We start from the raw sequence: 25,289 nt of genomic DNA on the forward strand, positions 1-25,289 counted from the left end.
TTTATCGAAGTAAAGATTGATAAATAAAGTTATTTATAAAACTTATGATACAACAAGTATAGTAAATGAATTTAAATTCACTTTAATATTATTTAATTCAAAAATAATATTTTAATAATTTATAAATCAAATATATTTTATATTAATAAAATAGTTTGACATATAAAAATTATCATCTTATAATCATAACCAAGGGGCTGACGAAGGAGAGAAAAAAAGGAGGTGCATACGAATGAGCCGAGTTCTTGATCTTCAAAAATTAAGCGTAGCTTCCCCAGTGGACCAAATCGCTCCTGCACTTAGCATTTCTTCTTGTGACGTTCAAAGCTGCTAATATCCATAGAGTTTAAAAATATTTTAAAGGGCTGAATCCAATTACTCCTTCTCAGCCCTGTTTTTTTAATATTGGGAACTTATATAATTAAATCTATTATTACATTCGATAAAAAACGAGGTGTGATTAGATGGATAATAGTAGACGGATATCTCAATATTATCTTTATCGCATGGTTCATAAAGATTGGTATGAATCATTAGACAAATATCAACCTAGTGATGAACTATTTCATGTTGTGATCCCCATGGTTCCTTCAACATGGAAGACGAAACGAAATAATGTATGGTTTCGAGTTTCTCCGCCAGGGATTTCACTTCCCCAACAAGGTTGGAAGATTCATATCTCGGCGACTCCATCAAACTGTGAAGAGATTCTTCGCAAAGTCTCTGAAATTTGCATTGAAAGAAACGTAACATATAAGTTCTTGCTAGACCAACATTTAGTATCTTTGACTGGGGGTAAAGGATGGACTCGAGAAGCAAGCGGGAAATTCATTACCATCTATCCTTTGAATGAAGAGCATTTTCGTGAGTTGATCGAAGCACTTTATATTGCTCTTCAAGGATATCAAGGACCCTATATTCTTACAGATCGTCGTTATAAAGATTCACATGTCATCTATTATCGCTATGGAGCGATCCGGGCTCTTTATAACCTCACCTTATCAGGAGATCGACTCTATCTATTGACTACCCCAGACCAGAAGCCTTATCCCGATTATCGAATGCCATACTTTTCCCCTCCACCATGGGTTTCAGATCCTTTTCCACCTGAAGACCATGAGGGTGATCCTCTTCTCAAAGAAGGTAGATATCAGATTGAGAGTGCACTTAACTTTTCCGTTACTGGTGGGGTTTATCTAGCACAAGACTTACACACTGGAAAAAAAGTGATTATCAAAGAAGCCCGACCTTTTACTCAAGTCGATGCTAACGGCCATGATGCTACAGATCGACTCAAAAAAGAGTATGAGCTTTTAGAGAAGCTAAGCCCTCTGGGAATCTGTCCACAACCGATCGACTTATTTTGGGACTGGGAACACCTATTCTTGGTTGAAGAGTATATCGACGGTCCTGATTTAGCGCGTTTTATGATCTCCTCAGGTCCTCTTGTAGAAATCCATCCCAAAGAAAATGTAAAGCAAGCATATGCTAAAAAGTTACATAAAATTTGGACAAGCCTCTCTCAGGGTCTTGCATCTATGCATGATCAAAACATTGTCTGTGGGGATCTTTCTATTAAAAATGTACTTTTAAGCAATGAAGATCGAGGAGAAGTTCGTATTATTGACCTGGAAGCAGCGATGGAGATTGGTGTACATCCTCCTACGCAAATTAAAACTCCCGGCTATACGAGCCCATCCCGAGGTCAAATACACACCAAAGAAGATGATATATACTCACTTGGTGCAGTCATGTTAGGTACCATGTTCTTGATTAATACCTTTATCGATTTACAGCCATCATCTCAATCATTATTTATCGATTCCATTGGTGCCGACCTAGGCATCCCTAAAAACCTGCTCCAAATCGTAAAAAAATGTATGAGTGAGGATCCCGGGAAACGACCCACAGCTCATCAGGTTGTTACGATGTTAACCCAAACAGACCCTGACTTTGATCAAAAACCTTCTTTACCTCCAATGATTGAGCGCCAAGAAATGATCGAAATCATTAACAATGTAACTAATTACATTCGAAAAAATGCTGACCCTCTTCGTCAGGATCGATTATTTCCTGCAGATCTAACGGTGTACTATACGAATCCACTCAGTGTGGCAAACGGAGCTTTAGGCGTTGCTTATGCTTTAAATAAAATCGATGGGGAGATTCCATCGAAAATTAAAGCCTGGTTGTTAACCCAATCGGTAGATCATAACAGCTATCCACCGGGTCTTTATATAGGATTAGCTGGGATTTCATGGGCACTCTGGGAAATTGGAATGGAAGATCTAGCTTTAAAAACGATGCGTTCCATTGAAAACCATCCTCTTTTATGGCAACAAGCTGATCTTTATTACGGGATGGCAGGATATGGAATGTCTACTCTTCATTTTTATCTGAATACAAAAGATGAGCATTGGTTAAATCAAGCAACTCAAGTAGGCGATTGGTTGCTTCAAACAAAAAAAGAAAACGAAAATGGCCATTGCTATTGGCCTGACACAGGTGGAAATGCATGGTTAGGGCTTTCGCAAGGTTCAAGTGGAGTTGCACTCTTTCTTCTATATTTAAGCATTGCGACCAAGGAAGAGAAGTACCTAGAATTGGGAAAGTCAGCTCTAGCTTTTGACTTATCTCATATCTATACCGAAAAAGATGGATATTTTACAATGCCACGGGGGAAAGCTGGCTCTTCTGAAGAAAATGTGCTCTCTCATTACTGGCAAGATGGTTCAGCTGGGGTTGCCACAGTATTACTTCGTTATGGGTCTTATACTAAAGATCCTGAGTATCTCAAGACATTTGAAAAGTTGGCAAGAGACTCTTTCAGAAAGTATACAGTATTCCCAGGCTTATTTAGGGGGTTATCTGGACTAGGTAACTTTTTATTAGATGCGTATGATTTCACAGGTGATGAAAAATATCTCAAAGAAGCTAAAAGAGTAGCAAGTGGAGTTCTTCCTTATCAAATTCAGCGACCTGAAGGAATCGCTTTTCCTGGAGAGCAACTATTAAGAATCTCAACCGATTTTGCTACCGGATCATCAGGAATCGCTCTATTCTTAAACCGACTCGCTCATGCTGACCAAAAGTTGGGGAATTTCAACTTTACACTAGACCAACTCTTATAATCTTCGGAAAGCAAGTTTGTGAGCATGTTACAAGCATCCTTGCAGCGTGATGAACAACATGATACAACAAACTGCTTTCCTAGAAAGGAGTGGATCATGAGTTCCCCATCTAACCCTGATTCCAAAGGGTCCATCTACCTCCAGCTTTTAAAAAACCGCACCTTAATGCTGTTATGGAGCGGTGGAACCATTTCAATGATTGGCGATATTTTTTTTAATATGGCAGTAGTTTGGATTGTATATACACATAGTCAATCCTTACTACAAACAGCTCTCATCCAGGTGGTCTGGCATTTGGACCGAATCTTGCTTGGTCCCATCGCAGGCACTTTGGTAGACCGTTGGGATCGTAAAAAGATTATGGTAGTCACCAATATTTTTTCCGCCATAGTCGTAGGAATCCTAGCAGTTACGATGATTGGCTGGGAACATCCCTCTTCGATTATTATTTTTATCACAGTTATACTACTCAATAGTTTATCTACCTTTTTGATGCCTGCCCAATACTCAATCATGCCAGAAGTAATTGGTAAAGAGCATTTGACTACAGCCACAGGGATCTTCACTTCTATAAGTAGAGTAGCAGCTTTAGTGGGTAGTTCAGTAGCAGGCGTAGTGATTGCTATGGTTGGTTCTGTTTGGGCTGTCATTGGAAATTCGATTTCATTTTTAGTTGCGGCCGCTTGTATCACATTTGCTCGAATCCCCAAACGAAAAGAACCCTCTTCGATTAAGAAGAAACCCCAATTTCGACGTGATTTGGTTGAAGGATGGCAAGTGATTTCAGATCAACCCGTAGTGAAATCAATGGTCATTCTAACTATTCTAGTAAATGTAGCTTCTTTTATGAACCCATTATTACCTGGTTTAGTAGATCAACAGTTAAACGGTGACGCCTCTATTTTAGGAATGCTCCAATCAGCTTTTGTCATAGGAGCCATTGGAGGAGGAGCTGTGACAGGACCTCTTGAACGTTCAATTGGAGCTGGACGTCTCTTAGGATTTTCCCTTGGAATCACAAGTATGACGATCATCGGGATGGCCTTATCCACTTGGACTCCACTAAGTCTAAGTCTGATGGCACTTCGTTCGTTTGGAATGACTATTGGTATTGTTGCAATGGGAACCGTGATCCAGGTACTAGTACCTGAAGAATATCGGGGGCGTGTTTGGGGAATTTCCTCTAGCTTATCAGTGATCGCCATTCCTGTTAGTAGCTTAATAGGTGGATGGCTAGCAGATCTTCTGGGCGTTGTGCCCCTTTTCATTGCAGGTGGTGTTTGGTATTTAGGATGTTGTGGTGTAGCTTGGTTGAACCGCCACATTCGAACTGCACGCATTTCAAACGTGACTCAGGAGAAATCCATAGCGGAGGAAGAAGCTGTAGGTGGCTAATACTAAATGATAATGACCATTCATCTTAGATGAATGGTCATTTTTCATCTCTTCTATTCGCAAATTAAAAACTACCGAAGGCCAATCCTCACGGTAGTTTTTAATTATTTATTCAGCTGTTATGGGCTCTTTCCCTTTATCTCTTTTCATTGAATGCCATTTCCATGAAACCCATATCTGGCTAGCAATGAAAATCGAAGAATAGGCTCCAGAAGCTAATCCAATCAACAAAGCAAAGGAGAAGTTGCTAATACTTTCTCCACCCAAAATATAGAGTGCCGCTGCCGCAAAAACAACAGTCAACACGGTATTGATTGAGCGGGTTAATGTTTGGTTAATACTCACATTGACTAACTGGGATAAGTCATCAAAATTTTTGGGGTTGTGCAGGTTAAGGTTTTCACGAATCCGGTCAAAAATAACAATCGTATCATTCACAGAGTATCCAACGATCGTCAAAATGGCTGCAATAAAGACTAGATCCACCTCTATTTGTAATAGTGAGAACATCCCTACGGTAAATAATGCATCATATAGGAGGGCCAAAATAGCGGCGATTGCAAAACGATACTCAAAGCGGAAAGTGATATAGATAATGATAAACAGTGACGCTAACAAAAGAGCGTACATCGCATTTTTGGCTAATTCTCGACCAATAATGGGGTCAACAGTTTGTTCTTGAACAACAACTTTGGTTTGAAAAGCTTGATCCATTTGATCTCGAATTTGATCAACAGCTGGCTTGTCTATTTTTTGATCTAGGCGGAAAATCAAAACATCTTTTTGATCGCCACCTACTCGAAGGTTAGGGTCTTTGTACCCCATCTTCTCAATCACCTGACGTGATTTCTCAAGGTCAACAGGCTTATCAAATGTAACATCTAAGCGTGTACCACTAACAAAGTCAATCCCTAAGTTAAGTCCTTGGATCGATAATGAGCCAATGGCTATAAGGGAAGTGATAATCACAATCAGGAAGAATGCTTTACGATGCTTGACAAAATCAAATTTATAAGTCACTGATCTCATCCTCCCTGACACCAAACAAAGCAGGCTTTTTAATTAAGTTTGATCTTACTAACAAGGTCATCATGATTCTAGATAAGCCCACTGCCGTGATAAAACTGACTGCAATTCCTACCATCAAAGAAACTGAGAACCCTTTTACACCCGCTGTCCCAAAAATGAAGAGGGCGGCAGCTGCAATGACAGTGGTAAGGTTAGCGTCTAGAATTGTCATAAACGATCGCTTAGAACCAGCTTTTACTGCCGCTGGAACACTACGACCAATTCGTAATTCTTCCCGAATCCGCTCACTCATAATAATGTTAGCGTCAACGGCCATCCCGATTCCTAAAATAAGAGCTGCAATCCCCGGAAGGGTGAGCGTAACACCTAATAACATAAATGTGAGTAATACAAGATAAGAGTAAGCAATCAATGTTAATACAGCGACAAATCCTGGAAGACGATAGTAACCAATCACAAAGACGAAGATCGCTATAATGGCTAATCCACCTGCAATCATACTATCCTTTAATGATTTCTCACCTAAGCTCGGGTCAACAGCGAAACTTTGAACTTCTGTTAATTTAACTGGAATAGCACCCGCTTTCAGTAAGTTGACAAGCTCCTGAGCTTCTTCTACCGTCTTTTGCCCTTGAATGACTGCATTCCCTCCTGGAATCGGCTCATTAACCGTAGGAGCACTTAGCAATGTTTCATCTAAGTAAATGGGAATGGGTTGCCCAAGATATTTTGTCGTGATATCCTGAAACTTTTTAGCATCTTTCAATTTAATCGCAACCAATGGACGATTTTGTTCATCATAAGTGAGGCTTGCCCCACCTTCTTTTAAATCGTTTCCATTAAGCAAAATTTGCTTACCTGAAGGGTCACGAAAAGTGAGTTGTGCAGGTTTACCTAGGATATCCCTTGCTTTTTGTTGATCTTTAACACCAGCTAATTGAACACGAATTCGATTCGGTGGTTCAACTGTAATCTCTGGTTCACTCACTCCGAGTACGTTAACACGTTTATTCAGCGCACTCCCGGCGTCATTCAAGGTTTGAACAGATACTTTTTGATCCGTTTGATAAAGCACTTCAAATCCGCCTTGTAAGTCGAGCCCTTTGGTAATATTGTTCCACACCTTTACCGTTGTTGTGGATACAATTGCCAAAATCGCGACCGTGAGGAGGATGAATATGGTTAGTTTTCCTTTTCGCACTTTCATCTCTCTAGGCTCCTCCTTCAAAACTCAACCAAACGTCATGCTTTTAATTATCCCAACAGATTAAAGGGTTGTCAATTTAAGTTATCTTAAAAATGAAAAAGTCATCAGCTACTCCATTTGCCGATGACCCCCAATAATTATCTACCCTCATTTTTATATACAGAAAGCATCAACCAATTCATAAAACGATTTGCCTTTAAAGACATAATATCATTTACCAAACGGTTGAGTCTTGGCCAACCATTATGATATTTCTCTGAAACACAAGCCCAGACTTGCTCACCTGTCACATTGTCATATCCATACATTCGAAACTCTTCAGCTTTGCTATTACACAAGTCTTCAATACATTTCTTCAGTTCTTGTTCCCTTAAAAGTCCTGATTGTTTTTCCCTCGCCCGTGTAACAGGCTTTAATATTTTATGTCGTGTCATTTAGGGCCTCCTCGTAAGAGTTTTCCAGCTTCTCCAAAACATATATAGTTCGACAACAGCATCCTAGAATCCTGCTCTTTATTAATGTCAATCTTTCCCTCTTAGATGGCTTATATTTTTTTGGTATGAGTTTGAAGGACAAGGCATAGGTTGTACCAACGATCTCTTGTCAAAGGAGGGGCCGGGGGTTGGGCAAACGTGGTTTTCTTTATGGCACCCTCATTCTAGTCGGTGCAGGATTCATTACAAAAGTTCTCGGATTTATTTACCGAATTGCTCTTTCTCGTATTATTGGTGATGAAGGGATTGGATTGTTCCATATGGCTTTTCCGATCCTCATCTTTACTGTTGTCATCACTACAGCTGGATTGCCAGTTGCCATTTCAAAGCTAGTCTCAGAAGCAGAAGCAAAAAATGAAGAACACCGAATACGCTCCATTCTTATTGTAGCAATCATGGTCGTTATATTCACTAGTATCTTCTTTACAAGTTTACTCCTATTGTGCGCTCCTGTCATTGCCAATACCTTACTAACCGACGAAAGAACAGTCTACTCTTTGATGGGAATTGCTCCTATTATCCCTGTGATCGCTATATCTTCGGTGTTTCGGGGGTATTTTCAAGGTAGGCAAAATATGAGTCCATATGCGATTTCGACCATTATTGAACAAACGGTTCGTATTTTTACAGTTCTTTCTCTAGCCACTTATTTGTTACCTTACGGTATTGAATTTGCATCTGCTGGAGCTATGATCGGAATGGTGATTGGTGAGCTTGCAGGGATGTCATTTTTACTCTTTCGGTTTAAAAAAGATCCCAAAAGGCCCATATTATTTAAGAGTACTCAAAGTTCAACCCAACAACGAAAACCATTTTTCAAACAATGGAGTTCAGCTATTCAAGATCTGGTGCGGATCGCTCTCCCTGTTACAGCTAGTCGAATGGTAGGATCTCTTTCTTATGCGGTTGAACCCATTGTGGTTGCACAAAGTTTAGCCATTGCAGGTATTACTACGGCTACCTCCACAGCGATGTATGGACAACTCGAAGGAATGGCGATCCCACTCATTTTCTTTCCAGCATTCATCACTTATGCCTTAGCCGTTTCACTTGTACCTGCAATCAGTGAAGCGGCTGCACAAAATAATATGCGTATGGTTGAACATCGTCTTCAGCAAGCCATCCGACTTGCCATGATTATAGGTGCCCCTTGTGCTGTTTTACTATTTATCTTAGCTGAACCGGTCTCCGTTCTGATTTATCGCGAGCCTGATGTTGCCCGTCTGATGAAAATTATAGCTCCTTTTGCTGTTTTTCTCTATTTACAAGGTCCATTAACTTCTGTCTTACAAGGTCTGGATCAAGCTAAAACGGCGATGCGTAACTCTATCTTTGGTGCTTTTATTAAAACTGGATTAATCTTTGCACTTGCCTCGCAACCTAGTCTAGGGATTGATGGAGTTGCAATCGCGATTAACTGTGGCATCATTATTGTGACAGCTTTACATTTTATTAGTATTTTAAAAACAGTTCCTTTTACTATTCAATTGATGGATTGGATCAAACTATTACTTGCAGTTGCAATTGTTGGGATTGTCGCCTATCAAATGTATATACGACAAGGAGATTCACTACTCATCCATGTAATACTTACGATTTTAGTCTGCATGGGAACTTATGGACTCTGTCTACTTCTATTAGATTTGATTCACAAAGATGATGTAAATCGAATTCCTTATGTAGGCAAATGGATCGCAAAGTTACTTCCGCCTTCGAAATAATCTTTCTATAGGCTCCATAGTCACTCTTCTTTGTTATCTTTGCGGTCAATAAATAGCTTCCCTTCATCATTGATGCTTGCATAATAAATCTCTTTAAAATCTTTGTATCCTTTTTTCTGAATTTCATTTTTAAGCCAGAATCGGGTTTTGCCGATTTTTTTGAGTCCTTCCTCTTGGACTTTTCCTTCTATAATCATAGGAGTGGGCATAGAAAAAGGTTTTAATGAATGATTTTTAGGTAAGTCCCCAATCGTAAGAGGGGATTTTTCCTTTTTTGGGAAAACACTCAATTTTCCGGATGTTTCGAGTATTGCAAACTCCACATCTGCAACATCTGGAATATTTTTATCTCGTAATTGCATTAGTAAATCATCTAAATTGTAGCGGGAACGTGCCATATCTCGATCTTGAATCTTCCCATTTTTTATAACTACAAAGGGGTTTCCATCAATAAATCTTCTCATTTTAGTACTTTTTAATGAAAGATAAGATAGAATCACCTGTAAAATAACTAAGGTCGCAATCGGAATAATCCCTTTAAGTAGAGAAACTGATTCATCTTCAATAACAATTACGCTAATGTCTGCAATCATAAAAGAAACAATCAAATCAAGAATGGATAATTTTCCAATCTCTCTCTTTCCCATCATCCGCATCACTAACATCACAAATAAATATAATAAAACGGTTCGCAAGAAAATGGTCCACCATACCACTGACTAATCCCCCCGTTCATCTATTCCCCTTTAATCTTACCTATTACCCTATCATTTATGAACGAAGGCGATAGTGAATAAATTCCAATTATGACTCATAACATGTACCAAACTCAGTAATGTCGATGAGGGGGTTCGGTAAAGCAGCTCAAGTCATCTCTGATAAGGCATCAGCACCTATCTATTGGGTATTTCGACATTGCTGTACCAAACTTGGGTAGAGGATGATTATGAGATGAAAGAAATGTTATTAGATTCAGCCCGACGAAGCTGGAAGTCCCCATTGTTACTTGGGCAATTATTCATCTGGTCACTCATACTCTTAGGATCTTTCATGATTGCTTTATTGATCCGTTATACTTCCATGGGGATGGATGCTTTGCCGATTATTGCTTATATGATCAATGCATTAGCTTTATTGATTGGGGGATTTGTCTCAGGGAGGAGATCGAAACAACGTGGTTGGTACTATGGGGGATTACAAGGAATTATTTATGCCCTACTTGTCATGCTGATTGGTTTTCTCGCTTTTGATACTGCCATGGTGATCAATCCCATTCTATTTGCCATTTCCTCATTTGGTATTAGTGCAATTGGTGGCATCTTAGGTGTCAATACAGGAAATCAATAAGTAAAACGATTGATTAAATTCAACAAACAAGAGCTCCCCTTACTGGAGAGCTCTTTGAAGTCTTACTTCTCTTCACTAACTTCTTTTTCTTCTTTTTTACTTTCGGTATTCACAGTCGTTGTTTCTTCCGCATTGGTTACAGCATTGATGGCAGAACGTTCAAATACTAGACGGGTATTGTCACTCACTTTTAAAGTTACTTTCTCTTCGGTCAGATCCACAATAGAACCGTGAATCCCGCCAATCGTAATCACCCGATCTCCCTTTTTTAGGGCACTAAGCATTTGCGCACGTTGTTTCTGTTGTTTTTGTTGTGGGCGCATCAAAAAGAAATAAAATGCAATAAACACAAAAGCAATCATGATCAGAGATGTGTATTGTTGTGGCATAAGTCCTTAACCTCCTCTATATTTTGCTTGCATAATATATCAGGCTCTAAAACGCCGTGACTGGGTTTGTTGAGCCGTAATATCGAACCATAAATTCTTCTTGAAAATCGAGTAACCGATCTTCCAGAATCGCTTGCCGTACCTGTTGCATCAATTGAAGTAAGAAATGTAGATTGTGATAAGTGGTTAAACGTAAGCCAAATGTCTCATCTGCCTTAATCAAATGGCGAAGATAAGCACGTGTATAATTACGACAAGTATAACAATCGCACTCAGGATCCAATGGAGTAAAGTCACGGGCATACTTAGCATTACGAATGACTATCCGCCCTTGACTCGTCATGGTTGTCCCATTACGGGCAATTCTTGTAGGCAACACACAGTCAAACATATCAATCCCAAGAATAGATCCTTGGATCAACGCATCGGGAGATCCAACCCCCATCAGATAGCGTGGTTTATGCTTAGGCAATAGTGGTGTAGTATATCCCAGAACTTCATACATGATGTCCTTGGGTTCCCCAACACTTAACCCTCCAATGGAATAACCAGGCAAGTCCAATTCGACAAGTTTTTTTGCGCTTTCTTCACGTAAATCCTGATACATTCCACCTTGCACGATCCCAAATAACGCTTGATCATTCGGACGTTGATGAGCATCTATACACCTTTTTAACCAGCGATAGGTTCTTTCAGTGGAAGCTTGGACATATTCTCGTTCAGCTGGATAAGGGGGACATTCATCAAATGCCATGATAATATCGGCACCCAGTGCATTTTGAATCTCCATGGCTTTTTCTGGACCAATAAATAACTTTTCCCCACTCAGATGCGAACGAAACGAGACGCCCTCTTCAGTGATGTTACGTAGCTGACTCAAACTAAATACTTGAAATCCTCCACTGTCTGTCAGAATGGGGCGATCCCAGTTCATAAACGAGTGTAACCCACCCGCCTCCTTGACCACTTCATGACCAGGTCGTAAAAAGAGATGATAGGTATTACTTAAAATAATCTGTGCATGCATCTCTTTCAGTTCCTCTGGACTCATTGTCTTAACGGTGGCTTGGGTTCCAACAGGCATAAATATGGGAGTATCAATCGTACCGTGCGGAGTATGTAAACGCCCCAAACGGGCACCCGATTGCTTACATTCTTTAATCAGTTCATAACGAACAGCCAACTGTGTTTCCTCCTACATATGTACCAATATGACGTAAATGGTTACATCCCTGCTTACCATTATAAATAAGTAAGTGATCAGAGAACAAGTTTTTTGAGAAATAGATGGTGAATTAGTCTTAAATCAGAGTTTATGTCTCGCCAAATAAATATTTTATCATTAGGTAAAGTAAATTCCAATGCTACTAAAGAATAAGCATGGCATCCCCAAAGCTAAAAAAGCGATACTGTGCCTTCACAGCTTCATCATAAGCTTTAAGAATCAGCTCTCGCGATGCGAATGCACTTACTAACATGAGCAAAGTCGATTGTGGTAAATGAAAATTTGTTAACAGGCCATCAACCACTTGAAAGCGGTATCCAGGATAGATGAAAATATCGGTCCACCCATGGCATGGTTGAATTTGACCAGCGAATCGCTTAGCTACCGTTTCTAAAGTACGGACAGAGGTGGTACCCACAGCAAAGACTCGATTTCCTCTTTCTTTCGCTTGCTGAATCATTTCCACTGTTTCTACACTCAACTCGTAATACTCAGCATGCATTTGATGTTCTTCGATCCGTTCAGTGGTGACAGGGCGAAATGTCCCAAGCCCTACATGCAACGTAATAAAACCAAGTTGAACCCCTTTTTGCTTCAACTGGTTTAATAAATCATCATTAAAATGTAACCCCGCCGTAGGGGCCGCTGCTGAACCAACCACTTTTGAGAATACGGTTTGATACCGCTCAGGATCGTCTAGCCGCTCATGAATATATGGAGGTAAGGGCATCTCACCTAATTTCTCAAACAAGGCTTCGATGTTGTCGGTCTGATATTGCAAGCGAAAAACCCTTCCCCCAGCCACTTCGATCTGCTCTTCCGCAATCGCTTTCAATTCCCCTTCACCAAAATCAATGACTGTGCCTTCTTTTACTCGTTTGGCAGGTTTCACCAATGCTTCCCAACGATCCTCGCCTAACGGTTTTAACAAGAGGAGTTCAATTCTTGCTCCTGTCTCTTCTTTCACCCCAATCAACCGTGCAGGTCTTACTCGACTGTCATTAAAAATGAGTACATCTCCTGGCTGAACATACTCCAGAATCTGTGGGAAATGAGAGTGTTGAATCTCTTTCGTTTCACGGTTTACCACCATCAAACGTGAAGATATACGCTCTTGGGCAGGCGTTTGTGCAATTAGTTCCTTTGGCAATAAAAAATCATATAATGAAACATCCATAACTACTCACCACTCTTTTAAATATAAGTTCTGTAGCAAAAAGAAATCGCCCGTTCAACGAAACAGGCGAAAGAGATAGACAAGCAAGGAGAGAATAATACTCACAATGATGCTCGTCATAATTGGGAAGTAGAATTTCACATTCTCCTTTTCAATCACAATGTCTCCAGGTAATCTCCCCAGTGGAATCCACTTACCTCCCACTTGCCATAGGAGACCAAAGAGAATGAGAACACCTCCACCAATGATGAGCATTTTCGCTACGGGATTCATTTGGGCCACTCCACTCCAAAATGTTCACAACAGCGAAGGGTCACCATACGCCCTCGTGATGTACGTTGCAAGAAGCCTATTTGCATCAAATAGGGTTCATATACATCTTCCACTGTATTGGATTCTTCACCAATCGTCGCAGCTAGGGTCTCCAAGCCGACTGGTCCCCCACGAAATTTATCAATAATGGACATGAGAAGTCGATGATCTACATGATCTAATCCCAGTTTATCCACCTGAATCCGGTCCAATGCACCTCTGGCCGCTTCTCCTGTAATAATTCCATCTCCTTGTACTTGGACAAAGTCCCTCACTCGTTTGAGCAAGCGATTAGCAACCCGTGGTGTGCCACGTGATCGAGATGCGATTTCCATTGCCCCTTCTTCATGAATACCTACCTGAAAAAGATCAGCCGCTCGTAAAACAATGAAAGATAATTCCTCCACCGTATAGTATTCCAATCGGCTGACCACACCAAAGCGATCCCTAAGAGGTGCTGAAAGGGAGCCCGCACGTGTGGTTGCACCAACCAAAGTAAAAGGTGGGAGATCTAAACGGACCGATCGAGCACTAGGTCCCTTGCCGATCATGATATCGAGAGCATAATCTTCCATTGCTGGGTACAGAACTTCCTCTACGGAACGATTGAGTCGATGAATCTCGTCGATAAATAATAAATCGTAGGGTTGAAGATTGGTTAAGATTGCTGCCAAATCTCCAGGGCGCTCGATTGCTGGGCCTGAGGTCGTTCGGATATTTACACCCAATTCATTAGCGATAATATGTGAAAGGGTTGTTTTTCCTAAGCCAGGAGGACCATATAACAATACGTGATCAAGTGCTTCACTACGCATTTTAGCAGCTTCAATATATATTTTTAAGTTTTCCTTCGCTCGTGTCTGTCCGATATATTCATTCAAATAACGAGGGCGCAGGCTATATTCTACCATCTCATCTTCCATGGTCATCTTCGCCGAGATGATGCGTTCTTCCATCTTCGCACCCCCTTCATGATGTACGTATGGATTGTTGAAGTGCTCGCTTGATCCAATCTTCAGCAGACATGTTTTCTACTCCTGAAGATTGTAACGCTTCATTTGCCGCTCGTTCTGCTTCTTCCTCATTATAGCCAAGACCCACTAAGGCATCAATGACATCCAACCTCATTTGCCCTTGAGAACCTGAAGGAACCGTTTGGAGAGTGGTCTCCACCATCTCTGGAAAACGATCCAGCCAGCCCTGTTTAGCTAACTTGTCTTTCAAATCTAAGATCAAACGCTGAGCGGTCTTTTTCCCAATCCCAGGGATTCGCGTTAAAAACTTAAGGTCTTCGATTTGAATCGCTTGAACAAGTTGACGTGGGCTTCCACCTGCAATCATTGCCAATCCCGCCTTAGGACCAATCCCTGATACTTCAAGTAATAAGCGAAATAAATCTCGTTCTTCCTGTGTAGCAAAACCATATAAATGCTGAGCATCTTCACGAACAATGTGGTGGATGAAGATCCGAACTTCTTCTTCATCACTCCAATGGAATGGATGGGGAACAAACACCTGATACCCCATTCCACTCACCTGTACGGCTATGTAATCATTGCACAGATAGGCGATCTTACCATCTATAAATTCGATCATACCTTTCAACTCCGTTTTCTTAGCTGTTCCAAGCCACCAGAAGAATGGGCTTCACAAATAGCGATTGCCAAGGCATCAGCTACATCATCTGGCTTTGGTATTTTCGGCAATCCCAATAGCATTTTCACCATCTCTTGTACCTGTCTTTTTTCAGCTTGACCATACCCCACAACTCCCATTTTCACTTGCAAAGGGGTATATTCTGTAATCGCAACTCCTGCTTCTTCCGCTGCCAGCATCACCACTCCACGTGCCTGAGCAACAGTAAATGCAGTTGTAACATTTCGGTTAAAAAAAAGTTTCTCAATGGCCACGACTCGTGGCTGATGTTGTTGAAAGAGTAAGGTCGAAGCATCATAGATTTGCTTCAGTCGGGTCGCAGTTAAAAGACCTGCTTCAGTCTGAATACTGCCATATTCTACAGCTTTAAGTTGATTTCCTTTTTGCTCTACAATCCCAAACCCTACGATGGCGATCCCAGGGTCAATCCCCATGATTCGCATGAAAACTCTCCCTCCAAAATACGAACATTTATTCTGTTCAAACAATGATTATACCATATATCATTACATTTAGTGCAGACACACCTTCCTCCTTCACAATAAAAGAGCCTTCTTTACAAAGAAAGGCTCCAAAAAATATTAATCACACCCGCCATCAATGATTTAGCAACCACTCACTTTATATGTCGCTAAGTCATGGATAGCTAGGTATAATTTTTATTATTATTCGTTACTAACAATTCTTCGTTCACTCGACATGAAAGGTAGCTTGTACCTGGAAGGGGAGATGTTTCTCTGACGAGCCACTTTTGAGAATCTACTGCTTTTGAGAATCTACTGCGAGAGTAAGATAGAGAAACAGCGACTCGGTGGGATCTGATCCATATGCGACTAAAATGCTCATATAAAGCTAGTTAATAAAGTAAAGGAATCAATGAATATCTTTCTTTTTAAAGCGTCCTCCACGTACATCATGGATATTTCCAATTGCTAAGAAAGCGTCCTGATCAATATGTTCTACAATTGATTTTAATTTAGCCTCTTCGAGTCGAGTAACAACACAAAAGATGACTTTTTTGATATCACCGGTATATGCACCTTCTCCATTGAGATAAGTTACCCCACGTCCTAAACGATGGAGAATTGCATCCCCTAGCTCCTTATGCTTTTCACTAATAATCCAGACAGACTTGGTTTCATCAAATCCTTCGATGGTAATATCAATCATTTTAAAGGCAACAAAGTATGCAATTAATGAATACATAGAGCGATCCCATCCGAAGAAAAAGCCCGCACTGCCCAAGATGAAAAAGTTGAAAAACATCACAATCTGCCCTACTGAAAAAGGAAGTTTCTTTGTCATTAAAATAGCTAACACTTCAGTCCCATCTAGGGAGCCACCATAACGAATAACTAAGCCTACGCCAATTCCTAGAATGATTCCCCCAAATACCGCTGCTAACATAGGGTCTTGGGTTACTGGCTCGATCGGGTGAAGAAGTGTTGTTCCTATCGACATAGCAACAACACCTAGCAAGGTGGATAAAGCAAAGGTTTTTCCAATCTGTTTATATCCAAACACAAAAAAGGGTAAGTTTAATAAGAAGAGAAAGATACCTAACTTTATGCCTGTTTGATATGATAAGATGATGGAAATACCAACGATTCCCCCATCGATCACATTGTTAGGAACCATAAATAGCTCTAACCCAACTGAAACAAGGGTAGACCCTAGCAGAATAAAAAAGATTCTTTTCAAGATTTTCATCACTGAAAGTTCTTGTTTAGGTAGTTGTTGTACAGTTTGTTCGATGTTCTTCACCATCCATTCACTTAACTAGAGCTGTTCCATACTCCAACCCACCCATCTAAGTAAAGATTTGCCAGAATATGAAAATCATCTCTAACTATTATATAAAGTAATCCAATAAAAAATTATACCATATGTTTTTTCGAATCAGGTTGAATTATTTTTAATGAGTAAAAAAACAAAACCTCTAAACTTCGATCGAAGTCTAGAGGTTTTGTTTATGATTTATCTGTCAACCTTCATTCTTGTACGCTGGAGCATAGATCAGTTCATCAATGGTTACAAACTCATAACCTTGTGCCTTTAAATATTTGATGATCTCAGGAAGAGCTTCCATCGAACCTTGTAGTTTATCTCCACCTGATGAATGTTGTAAAATAATACCACCTGGTTCAATCTCACTTTTTACTGTATCTAAGATTTGCTTCGAGGATCTACCACGCCAATCATTGGTGTCAACACTCCAGTTAACCACTTTAATCCCTTTCCCACCAATCTGATTTTCCACTCGCTTATTGATTGCTCCATAAGGAGGGCGGAATAATAAAGGCTTTTTGCCAATTAGATTGTATACTTCCTGATTGGTGCGATTGATCTGGGCATCCACTGCTTTCGCTGATAGTTTTGTCATCTGCGGATGGTTCCATGAGTGATTACCAATGACATGACCTTCTTGATCAATTTGTTTTAAGACATCTGGATGTTTCTGAACCATATTACCTACAACAAAAAAAGTGCCTGGAACATTTTCGTTTTTTAGCACTTGTAACACATGAAGCGTATGCTTACGATCGGGTCCATCATCAAAGGTTAATGCAACACGCTTCTTATGCTTTGAACCTCTATAAAAAAGAACCTGCTTTTTCATTTGTTCTTGTTCTTTGTTTATAGCTTCCTGTTGACTAGGTTTTTGTTGAAACACTGGGTTTGCTTGATTCTCGACTGTATTGGGCTCATCTTGCTTGCTGGCACTTGCCTGATTTTCTTTTTTAGCCTCTGGATCGGAAGAAACTTCCTGTGTTGCCTTCATCGGAGGCTTTTCCGTCGGCTTTTCTGCAGACAAGTTTGATTCTGGTGAGTTCATACACCCAGCTAAAAGACTCCAAGTAAGAAGAATGACAACCCCTGCTTTCGCATAGATCTGCATCATCGTCACTCCTTCATGGTGAAAACAAACAAAAACTTCAAAATGAACTGAGTTTAAGTACAAACATTGCTATCATATGTATCAACAATCACCGGTAAAATCTAGCAACTAACGACCATTCTATCACAAACCAGATATTTCGACACTAATCTTACTAGAAATTTTAATTGAATTCCACTTCATAAAAGTCAATACTATGAATTTTTTTGAGAGAATAAAAAACTGGAACCATCCAATCCCTCACACATTGGATGGTGGTTCCCTCTTATCATCCTTCAAACATTACCATTTTATACTGTTCTTATGGCATAGGGGTAGGGGTAGGCTCTGCATATCCTTCTTTATATTTTTCATCAATAAAATGACGGATCTCTTTTAATGATTTGCCCTGCTCTTTTAATGCGATCGATTCGACAGCAATTTGTTGACAATTGTAGCAGGTGATCGCATGAGAATCCCAAACTACTTTTCCATCCTCTTTGATCTCTTTCATAAAACACATCTGATTACTCTTATGCCCAACGCTTTGTCCACATCCACAATAACAAGGCATATGTTGAATTACATCTGGATATTTAGCGGCTAACTGATAGACACGCACAATTTGAGGGTCTACTTGTTGTAAAAATGTCGGTAATTGAGAGAGATTCGGTGTTTCTTCTTGGAGATCCCCATTACTCATCTGGATCTGAGGTTCAGTTGTCTGAGACTGTTGGTCTTCATCATGATCTGATGAACAGCCTGCTAAAGGAATGATAAAAATAGTGCAAATCATGACTGCGATTATCTTAATAAAACGGTTCATAATTCTCCTCCTTGTGACTCTAATTGCTATTATAAACTCAACAATGATCTCTGTCTCTCATTTAACCACACCAGAGAGTTCTTTTTGAAAGTATTCACTTACATCTATGAAAGCAAAGTCTTTTATGATTTATGAGACTATCTCTATTATACTATTTTCTATATGCCTTGATGAAGGAAGCCACTCTCATCTGTGGGGCTTAATATCCATATATCCAAGGAGGGAGTACCTAAATGCCGTTTTTACAACAACATCGCTGGATGGCCGATGGAATTATTCTCTTGATCTCTTTTATTTGGGGAGCTACCTTTGTGTTGGTGCAAGATGCCATTGACACCCTGCCCCCATTCTCATTTTTAACCGTTCGCTTTGGAATGGCAACTTTACTCCTGTTTTTGTTCGTTCTCATCACTCGTGCAGAACCCTCCAGAGAAACTCCACGACAAACCGTTTGGATTGGCGGAATGACTTTAGGAATTTTCCTATTTCTTGGCTATGCCTTTCAAACATTTAGTCTTTTGTACACGACCTCTGGTAAAGCTGGATTTCTGACAGGCGTTTCTGTGGTACTCGTTCCTGTGCTTTCTATTTTCATACTAAAAACACGGATCAAGTTAGCTGCCATCATAGGAGTCAGTTTTGCTGTAATCGGACTTTATTTATTGACCTTTCAAGATTTTAAAGCGATTAACCAGGGAGATCTACTCGCTTTTACTTGTGCCATTTTCTTCGCTTTACAAGTTATTTTCACAGGTAAATATTCGTCACGAACATCCATCTTTCACCTTGTAACGATTCAAATGGCTACTGTAACTTTTCTAAGTGGATTGTTTGCCTTCATCTTTGAACCTTGGCAGCGAATTTTCCAAAAAGATGTCATTTTAAACCCATCTGTACTCATCGCTCTTCTAATCACAGCGATCTTCGCTACTGCTCTAGCTTTTCTAGGACAAACCTATGTCCAACGATTTACCACTCCTACTCGAGTGGCCTTAATCTTTGCTACAGAGCCTGTATTTGCCGCTTTGGCGGACTACTGGTGGCAAGGGGTAACACTAGGAGGAAGTGCTTTGATCGGGTGTTTATTTATTTTGGGCGGAATGATTCTCTCCGAGATCCCCATTTCTCTTAAGAAGGACAGAAAAAAGATAGGTTACAAACGATCCAGCTAAGTATTGCCATAAATGATATACAATGATCGGAACCAAAGCATACGGAGAGAGTGATGATACGACTATCCATATGGCTAAATGAGTATTGCGCGAAGGGGTCTCTAGAGATATAGTAATCTGTTGTGTCAAGGAACAGCCTAACCATCGTGCTATTCCCCATCCCCAAAGCCATCCTCCGAGATGAAGTAAAATGACTGCAAGGAGTAATGGGTCTGAGGTTATTTTCCACAAGGCAGATAAATCTGCATGAGCCATTGAGGAAGAAACTGTGAGACAGACTGGGATGATGACAAGAAGAGGTACGCTACTCTGTGCTCTTTTTAAGTTTATTTTAAAAGTAGCTGATCCGACACTAATTCCTAGTAAAAAAGGTAAGAGAATCACGAGCGAAAAAAGTAGGAACATCTCTTCAACAGGGATCGGAACTGTTTGGGAAGTAAAAATCCAAAAAAGAACTGGAATCAGAATCGGACTTAACAAGGTGTGAACGAGTTTAAGCCCCATCGTTAATGGCACATCACCGCGAGAAAGATAAACCCAAAGCGGAGTGGCTAGTCCTCCTGGACAACAAGCGATCAGCATAAAGCCCAGAAAAGCTTCAGGAGATAGTTGAACGCCCTGTGCAATCAAAAACGCAATACATGGCATGATTAAGCATTGACTCAACAAACCAATCAACAATGGACGAAATTGAAAGCGAACAGCCCCTACCATAGACCAAGAAATCTGTGTTCCAATAAAGAAAAATGAAATCGCATAAAGTGGATAGGAAAACGGACTTAACCAAGCAAATACAGTTGGATAAAAATAAGAGAGTACAGAAAGCAGAATAACACTTACTACTAAAATCATCGAACTCAGCTTGCCTACTCGTTCAAAATAGGTCATCCCCATCTCCCCTTTGAAGTCGGCTGTTCTATCGTGCCAAATGATTTCATTTGAGTCCCTACGAATTTTTCCTATCTTATTCTATGGCTCTGTAAAATGATTCATCGAATATCCCATATAAATCAAAGATCCTCTTTTACAGAAACAACAAAAAAGCACTTGACTCAAGTTCAAGTGCTTTTTCTACTACGGTTATTCTGTATATTTCACTATCTCTTCTTCATCTGCTTCAAAATTCGCATAGACATTTTGAACATCATCATGGTCTTCCAACGCATCCATAAGATCTAATACATTTTTAATGGTCTCACCATGAATACTTACTTTATTAGATGGAATAAAGGTAACCTCTGCTGATGAGAGATGGACCCCTGCACTCTCTAAGCTTTGCTTCACTTCTTCAAAGGATTCTGGTTCTGTTGTAATTTCATATCCTTTTTCAAGCACTTCAAAATCATCGACTCCACTTTCCAATGCAAGCATCATCAGTTCTTCTTCATCTCGCTTTTCCTCATCACGGGAAATAAAAAGAACTCCTTTTCGTTCAAACATCCAACCTACACTACCCGTTTCGCCCAGATTTCCTCCCCGCTTAGAGAAAATATGGCGGACATCGGCAGCAGTCCGATTCCGGTTATCGGTTAGTGCTTCTACCATTACAGCAATCCCATCAGGTCCATAACCTTCATACATAATTTCTTCGTAATCTTTACCTTCTCCGCCGCCAGCCGCCTTCTTAATGGCACGTTCAATATTATCATTGGGCATATTTTGTGCTTTGGCCTTTGCAATCACCATACGAAGCTTCTGGTTATTATCTGGATTTTTATCTCCTTGGCGAGCAGCTACATAGATTTCGCGACCTAACTTAGCAAAAATCTTTCCACGAATTGCATCTTGGCGTCCCTTCCGATGTTGGATATTTTTCCACTTTGAATGACCTGCCATTTTCCTTCACTCTCCCCATTCGCTTATAAACCCCAGTCGCGTGGGTATCGGAAGTCAGTACCGATCGTTCGATTGTTTACTTTTAAAATGATCGGCATGGTCCGTTTGTATTGGTTACGAATAATTCTTCTACTTACTTGTGATATAAAGTCTTCTGTAAATTGTAGTTCACTTAACTGTTCAAGTGTATAACGTTTATCGATCATATAGTAAAGTAAACGATCCACATCCAAATAAGTAAATCCTAACTCCCCTTCATCTGTCTGGTTTTCCCACAGATCTGCGCTGGGTGGTTTGATAATAATCTGCTCTGGAACTCCCAAAAAGGCAGAAAGTTGTCTCACCTGTGTTTTATATAGATCTCCAATGGGATTGACCGCTGAAGCACCATCTCCATACTGGGTTCCGTAACCCAATAGAAGTTCGGTTCGATTACTGGTACCTACGACTAAAGCTTCAAAGTCTACGGATAAGTCATACAAGATACTCATTCGTTCCCGGGCCATTTTGTTTCCACGACGAAGAGGAGAAGCCTCTGGAAAATGTTCATCAAAATAAGGGTCAATTTGCGGTGTAATATCAATGATTAACGAATGGACACCCAATTCTTCAATCGCCACTTGAGCATCTTCTAAGCTGGCAGGATCACTGGTATGGTATGGCATACAAACAGCGATCACATTTTCTTTTCCAAATGCTTCTGTCGCCAAATAAAGGGATAGAGCAGAGTCAATCCCACCTGAAAGACCCAGAATCACTTTATGAAAGCCTGCTTTTTCAACTTCTTCACGCAAACTAGTAACAAGGAGGTCCGTTACTAATGGTTCATCCAGCCGTAAAAATGGTGCTTGATCTAATTGTTCTTCTACAAATTCCATATTAAGATCCCTCCCCGCGGCGTTTACGTTGAATTCGTTGAAGCTCGCGAATCGTTAAATCTGTACTCTCATAGCGAAGCATTGGCATTTGAAAACGAGCTTGTCTGATTTTATCTAAATCAAGATCCATAATCAGTAGGTCTTCTCCAAACAAGTCTGCTTGTCCCTCAATTTCACCAAATGGGTTGACAACAGCTGAGCCTCCAAAAAATGTTGACCCATCTTCTGATCCCACTCGATTCGCAAAGAGCACATAACAACCATGAACCATTGCTTGGTAAGTAAGAAGAGAATACCATGATTGTTGCGATGTTAAACCTAACTCCTCCACTCCCCTTGCTGGTGAGTTGGAGAGTACAATCATGATCTGGGCTCCATCTTGTGACAGCAAATATCCTGTCGAAGGATGCCAAATGTCTTCGCAAATCGCAATTCCCATCTGTCCATACTGAGTTGGAAAGCTCCTAATGGTGGATCCCTGTCCGTAATAACGGCCCTCGTCAAACATTCCGTATGTAGGGAGAAATACTTTCCGATGTAAATAATGCAATTGCTCTTTGCTCGCATAAACAGCTGAATTATAAAGCATATGCTCTGGACTATGCTCCACAAAGCCGAACACGATATCCATATCATCCGCTAATTGGACAATAGACTGAATCTCTGGACTGAAAGGATTTCTCGCTACTTCATAGGTAAGATCCAACAGTTGGTAACCAGTCAAACTTAATTCAGGAAAAACAAGAAGATCCACCTCTTCTTCCTTGGCACGGTGGATCATCAACTGATGTTGTTCAATGTTTTCCTCCACTCGTCCCAACCTGGGTCTAACCTGTGCAAGTCCTACTCTCATTTATTTGCGCCTCCTCAGGCACCATCTGGCTGGTAAAATCATTTTAAATCATACCATAAGCACCGATGGACTACCAATAGAAGATGCGTTTCAATTGTAATTGCCATTGATTTCGCTGATTGACTAACTTTTGTAGATACGGAAATGTATATTTCATTTGATAACCTCGCTTCTTTTTAGCGAGACCAATAGCTTCTCGGAAAAATTCATTAGGAAAAGAGAGCAAGTTATAGATGATTCTTTTTTCTAATGATGTAAAAGGGCGGTAGGATTCATAAGAGAGCAGAACAAACTCGCTCCATTCATCAGACCAATTATTTTCTGACAAAATCCGTGAAGAGATTTGCCATACATCACCCAATTGACTATCATAGTCGGCCGTTTCAAAATCGATTAACCAGGGTTGATGATTAGGTGATATGATCCAATTGTGACTAGCTAAATCCCGATGAGTAAGATTTCGTAAAAAGCGCTCCTCATGAGCTATTTTTTGTAACGGCAACTTCTCTATTTGTTGCCACGTCTGATAACCATCTAAGTAAAAATCTCGTCCATACCGTTTTAAAAATACTCCTAACTCCCCTGGGATGGAATCTACTTTCTTCATTAATTGATAAAATTGAACCAATCGTTCGTGTAATCGATGATAAAGAAGAAAAGCCGCCCCTTTCTCCGGCGGCGTGGTTAACCCTCGACCAGCTAAGTGAAAATGGGCAAGTACGCCAATCATTCGCTTTACTTCTTCCATATTTGCGTAGTTTCCCGTTTTACCTTCAATAAATGGAGTGCATAACCATGACTTTCCATCGCTACGGATAATCGGCATAGAATGAAAGCCTCGCTGTCTCATCTCTTGGTCCACTTTGATCCACCAGCGAAGGTTGTCACTATTATTCACACGTTTAGCGATCCACTTATGTTGATCAGTTTCGATACACCAATTTTTTCGATAAGGAGTCATATTACGCACCGAAGTATGTAATATCTTCTCCATTAAATAAGGATGGGGTTGTTTCATAAATCTCCCTTCTTCATCTACCCTTCTCTAGAAGAACTCTCTTTTTGACTATGAATCGGACTTGCAATAAACGGGGCAGATGATTTGGTATATGCTTTAGGTACAGGCTCATCCCACCCCATCACAGGGGTTGTTGGTTCAAATGGATAATAAGGTGGTACATACATATGAGAAACCATGGGTGACATACAAGGCATAGGTGGAGGATAAACCATTGGTGGAACCATTCCCTGTACCATTCCCCCCATCATGGGATAAGAATAGGGTCCATATCCCGAATATAAATGATCATAAGGGGACATCGGAGGTTTGGGAAGTGATGCATAAGATGATTCGCTTCCTACATAAACCGATGAATCCACATATGCATTCTCATTCATCACATATGGATGGTCAGTCATCATAGCTGGGTCATACCAATAAGTTGGATGTGGCTGAAAAAATAATGGATCTTCCAATGATGAAGATTCCTGAGATGGCCGATGTGAAGGTTTTTCTTTTTCAGCCTTCACCTTTTTGATCGGCTCCATCTCTTCTTTTCTTTGATTTAAAACAGGAATTCGTCCAGTAGGAATTCGAACTTTGACTCCAGACTTCAATGGCTCCGCATGATCAATCTGCGGATTGGCTTCAAGAATTCGTTCCAATGGCGTGTTATACTTTTGAACAAGGTCCCACATCGTATCGCCTTCTCGAACGATATGAATTTTCATGTCACAACCCCCTTAACGTGAAGCAACAATTT

Annotated in this window: 25 protein-coding genes; 5 read left to right on the plus strand and 20 right to left on the minus strand. The window is 40.4% G+C overall.

Annotated features, from left to right (window positions below; translation table 11 throughout):
• Positions 1–464 precede the first annotated feature (464 nt).
• Both lanKC and EDD58_RS00410 read left to right on the plus strand, forming a co-directional pair.
• Positions 465–3,131, plus strand: a complete 2,667-nt coding sequence (gene lanKC / locus EDD58_RS00405) for a class III lanthionine synthetase LanKC (RefSeq protein ID WP_131922872.1) — start codon at positions 465–467, stop codon at positions 3,129–3,131.
• Positions 3,132–3,227: 96 nt separating this feature from the next.
• Entirely contained in the window at positions 3,228–4,526 is a 1,299-nt protein-coding gene (locus EDD58_RS00410; protein ID WP_165875718.1) for an MFS transporter, read from the plus strand.
• Between the two features lie 108 nt (positions 4,527–4,634).
• Here the strand turns inward: EDD58_RS00410 and secF are convergent, their stop codons facing one another.
• The 3 genes from secF to EDD58_RS00420 all read right to left on the minus strand — a co-directional run bounded on the left by secF (position 4,635) and on the right by EDD58_RS00420 (position 7,196).
• Positions 4,635–5,546, minus strand: coding sequence for a protein translocase subunit SecF (gene secF, locus EDD58_RS15070; RefSeq protein ID WP_243648593.1), 912 nt, complete (start codon positions 5,544–5,546; stop codon positions 4,635–4,637).
• A complete protein-coding gene (gene secD / locus EDD58_RS15075) occupies positions 5,536–6,762 on the minus strand; it encodes a protein translocase subunit SecD (protein ID WP_243648594.1) in 1,227 nt (408 codons plus the stop codon). The genes secF and secD overlap by 11 nt, the downstream gene beginning before the upstream one ends.
• A gap of 137 nt (positions 6,763–6,899) precedes the next feature.
• A complete protein-coding gene (locus EDD58_RS00420; RefSeq protein ID WP_131922874.1) occupies positions 6,900–7,196 on the minus strand; it encodes a post-transcriptional regulator in 297 nt (98 codons plus the stop codon).
• Positions 7,197–7,384: 188 nt separating this feature from the next.
• On the opposite strand from EDD58_RS00420, the gene spoVB reads away from it, so the two are divergent.
• Entirely contained in the window at positions 7,385–8,977 is a 1,593-nt protein-coding gene (gene spoVB / locus EDD58_RS00425; protein ID WP_131922875.1) for a stage V sporulation protein B, read from the plus strand.
• 20 nt (positions 8,978–8,997) lie between these two features.
• Here spoVB and EDD58_RS00430 read toward each other — a convergent pair whose 3' ends face one another.
• A complete protein-coding gene (locus EDD58_RS00430) occupies positions 8,998–9,642 on the minus strand; it encodes a DUF421 domain-containing protein (protein WP_424321643.1) in 645 nt (214 codons plus the stop codon).
• Positions 9,643–9,928: 286 nt separating this feature from the next.
• Between EDD58_RS00430 and EDD58_RS00435 the strand changes: the two genes are divergently transcribed.
• Positions 9,929–10,324 carry a TIGR04086 family membrane protein gene (locus tag EDD58_RS00435; RefSeq protein WP_243648595.1) on the plus strand — a complete coding sequence of 132 codons (396 nt, stop codon included), beginning with the start codon at positions 9,929–9,931 and terminating at the stop codon, positions 10,322–10,324.
• A 62-nt stretch (positions 10,325–10,386) separates the two neighbouring features.
• Here the strand turns inward: EDD58_RS00435 and yajC are convergent, their stop codons facing one another.
• The 10 genes from yajC to EDD58_RS00485 form a co-directional block, all read right to left on the minus strand.
• Entirely contained in the window at positions 10,387–10,713 is a 327-nt protein-coding gene (gene yajC / locus EDD58_RS00440) for a preprotein translocase subunit YajC (RefSeq protein ID WP_131922877.1), read from the minus strand.
• 46 nt (positions 10,714–10,759) lie between these two features.
• Positions 10,760–11,896 (minus strand): tRNA guanosine(34) transglycosylase Tgt, encoded by a 1,137-nt coding sequence (tgt, locus tag EDD58_RS00445; protein WP_131922878.1) that lies wholly within the window; start codon positions 11,894–11,896, stop codon positions 10,760–10,762.
• Positions 11,897–12,080: 184 nt separating this feature from the next.
• Positions 12,081–13,115, minus strand: a complete 1,035-nt coding sequence (gene queA, locus EDD58_RS00450; protein WP_131922879.1) for a tRNA preQ1(34) S-adenosylmethionine ribosyltransferase-isomerase QueA — start codon at positions 13,113–13,115, stop codon at positions 12,081–12,083.
• Between the two features lie 54 nt (positions 13,116–13,169).
• Positions 13,170–13,388, minus strand: coding sequence for a DUF2905 domain-containing protein (locus tag EDD58_RS00455; RefSeq protein WP_131922880.1), 219 nt, complete (start codon positions 13,386–13,388; stop codon positions 13,170–13,172).
• Positions 13,385–14,383, minus strand: a complete 999-nt coding sequence (gene ruvB / locus EDD58_RS00460; RefSeq protein ID WP_131922881.1) for a Holliday junction branch migration DNA helicase RuvB — start codon at positions 14,381–14,383, stop codon at positions 13,385–13,387. Before ruvB ends, EDD58_RS00455 begins: the two co-directional genes overlap by 4 nt.
• Before the next feature lie 13 nt (positions 14,384–14,396).
• Entirely contained in the window at positions 14,397–15,023 is a 627-nt protein-coding gene (ruvA, locus tag EDD58_RS00465; protein WP_131922882.1) for a Holliday junction branch migration protein RuvA, read from the minus strand.
• A 5-nt stretch (positions 15,024–15,028) separates the two neighbouring features.
• The gene (gene ruvC / locus EDD58_RS00470) at positions 15,029–15,526 is read right to left on the minus strand and encodes a crossover junction endodeoxyribonuclease RuvC (RefSeq protein ID WP_131922883.1); all 498 of its coding nucleotides are present in this window, start codon (positions 15,524–15,526) and stop codon (positions 15,029–15,031) included.
• Between the two features lie 430 nt (positions 15,527–15,956).
• Positions 15,957–16,793, minus strand: a complete 837-nt coding sequence (locus EDD58_RS00475; RefSeq protein ID WP_424321644.1) for a YitT family protein — start codon at positions 16,791–16,793, stop codon at positions 15,957–15,959.
• A gap of 274 nt (positions 16,794–17,067) precedes the next feature.
• Positions 17,068–17,982 carry a polysaccharide deacetylase family protein gene (locus EDD58_RS00480; protein ID WP_165875719.1) on the minus strand — a complete coding sequence of 305 codons (915 nt, stop codon included), beginning with the start codon at positions 17,980–17,982 and terminating at the stop codon, positions 17,068–17,070.
• Between the two features lie 301 nt (positions 17,983–18,283).
• Positions 18,284–18,775 carry a PCYCGC motif-containing (lipo)protein gene (locus EDD58_RS00485; protein WP_424321645.1) on the minus strand — a complete coding sequence of 164 codons (492 nt, stop codon included), beginning with the start codon at positions 18,773–18,775 and terminating at the stop codon, positions 18,284–18,286.
• A gap of 245 nt (positions 18,776–19,020) precedes the next feature.
• On the opposite strand from EDD58_RS00485, the gene EDD58_RS00490 reads away from it, so the two are divergent.
• Complete coding sequence (locus tag EDD58_RS00490) at positions 19,021–19,959, plus strand: DMT family transporter (RefSeq protein WP_131922885.1); 939 nt, start codon at positions 19,021–19,023, stop codon at positions 19,957–19,959.
• Here EDD58_RS00490 and EDD58_RS00495 read toward each other — a convergent pair.
• The 6 genes from EDD58_RS00495 to EDD58_RS00520 form a co-directional block, all read right to left on the minus strand.
• Positions 19,870–20,847, minus strand: coding sequence for a bile acid:sodium symporter family protein (locus EDD58_RS00495; RefSeq protein WP_165875720.1), 978 nt, complete (start codon positions 20,845–20,847; stop codon positions 19,870–19,872). The two genes, EDD58_RS00490 and EDD58_RS00495, sit on opposite strands and share 90 nt — an antisense overlap.
• 192 nt (positions 20,848–21,039) lie before the next feature.
• Positions 21,040–21,795 (minus strand): YebC/PmpR family DNA-binding transcriptional regulator, encoded by a 756-nt coding sequence (locus EDD58_RS00500; RefSeq protein ID WP_131922887.1) that lies wholly within the window; start codon positions 21,793–21,795, stop codon positions 21,040–21,042.
• Positions 21,796–21,818: 23 nt separating this feature from the next.
• Positions 21,819–22,673 (minus strand): NAD+ synthase, encoded by an 855-nt coding sequence (locus tag EDD58_RS00505; protein ID WP_131922888.1) that lies wholly within the window; start codon positions 22,671–22,673, stop codon positions 21,819–21,821.
• Position 22,674: 1 nt separating this feature from the next.
• Positions 22,675–23,526, minus strand: coding sequence for a nitrilase-related carbon-nitrogen hydrolase (locus EDD58_RS00510; protein ID WP_131922889.1), 852 nt, complete (start codon positions 23,524–23,526; stop codon positions 22,675–22,677).
• 70 nt (positions 23,527–23,596) lie between these two features.
• Entirely contained in the window at positions 23,597–24,544 is a 948-nt protein-coding gene (locus EDD58_RS00515) for a phosphotransferase (protein ID WP_131922890.1), read from the minus strand.
• Positions 24,545–24,561: 17 nt separating this feature from the next.
• Entirely contained in the window at positions 24,562–25,257 is a 696-nt protein-coding gene (locus EDD58_RS00520; protein ID WP_131922891.1) for a LysM peptidoglycan-binding domain-containing protein, read from the minus strand.
• Positions 25,258–25,289 lie beyond the last annotated feature (32 nt).

The sequence above is a fragment of the Hazenella coriacea genome, from assembly GCF_004341825.1.
Lineage (GTDB): Bacteria > Bacillota > Bacilli > Thermoactinomycetales > Thermoactinomycetaceae > Hazenella > Hazenella coriacea.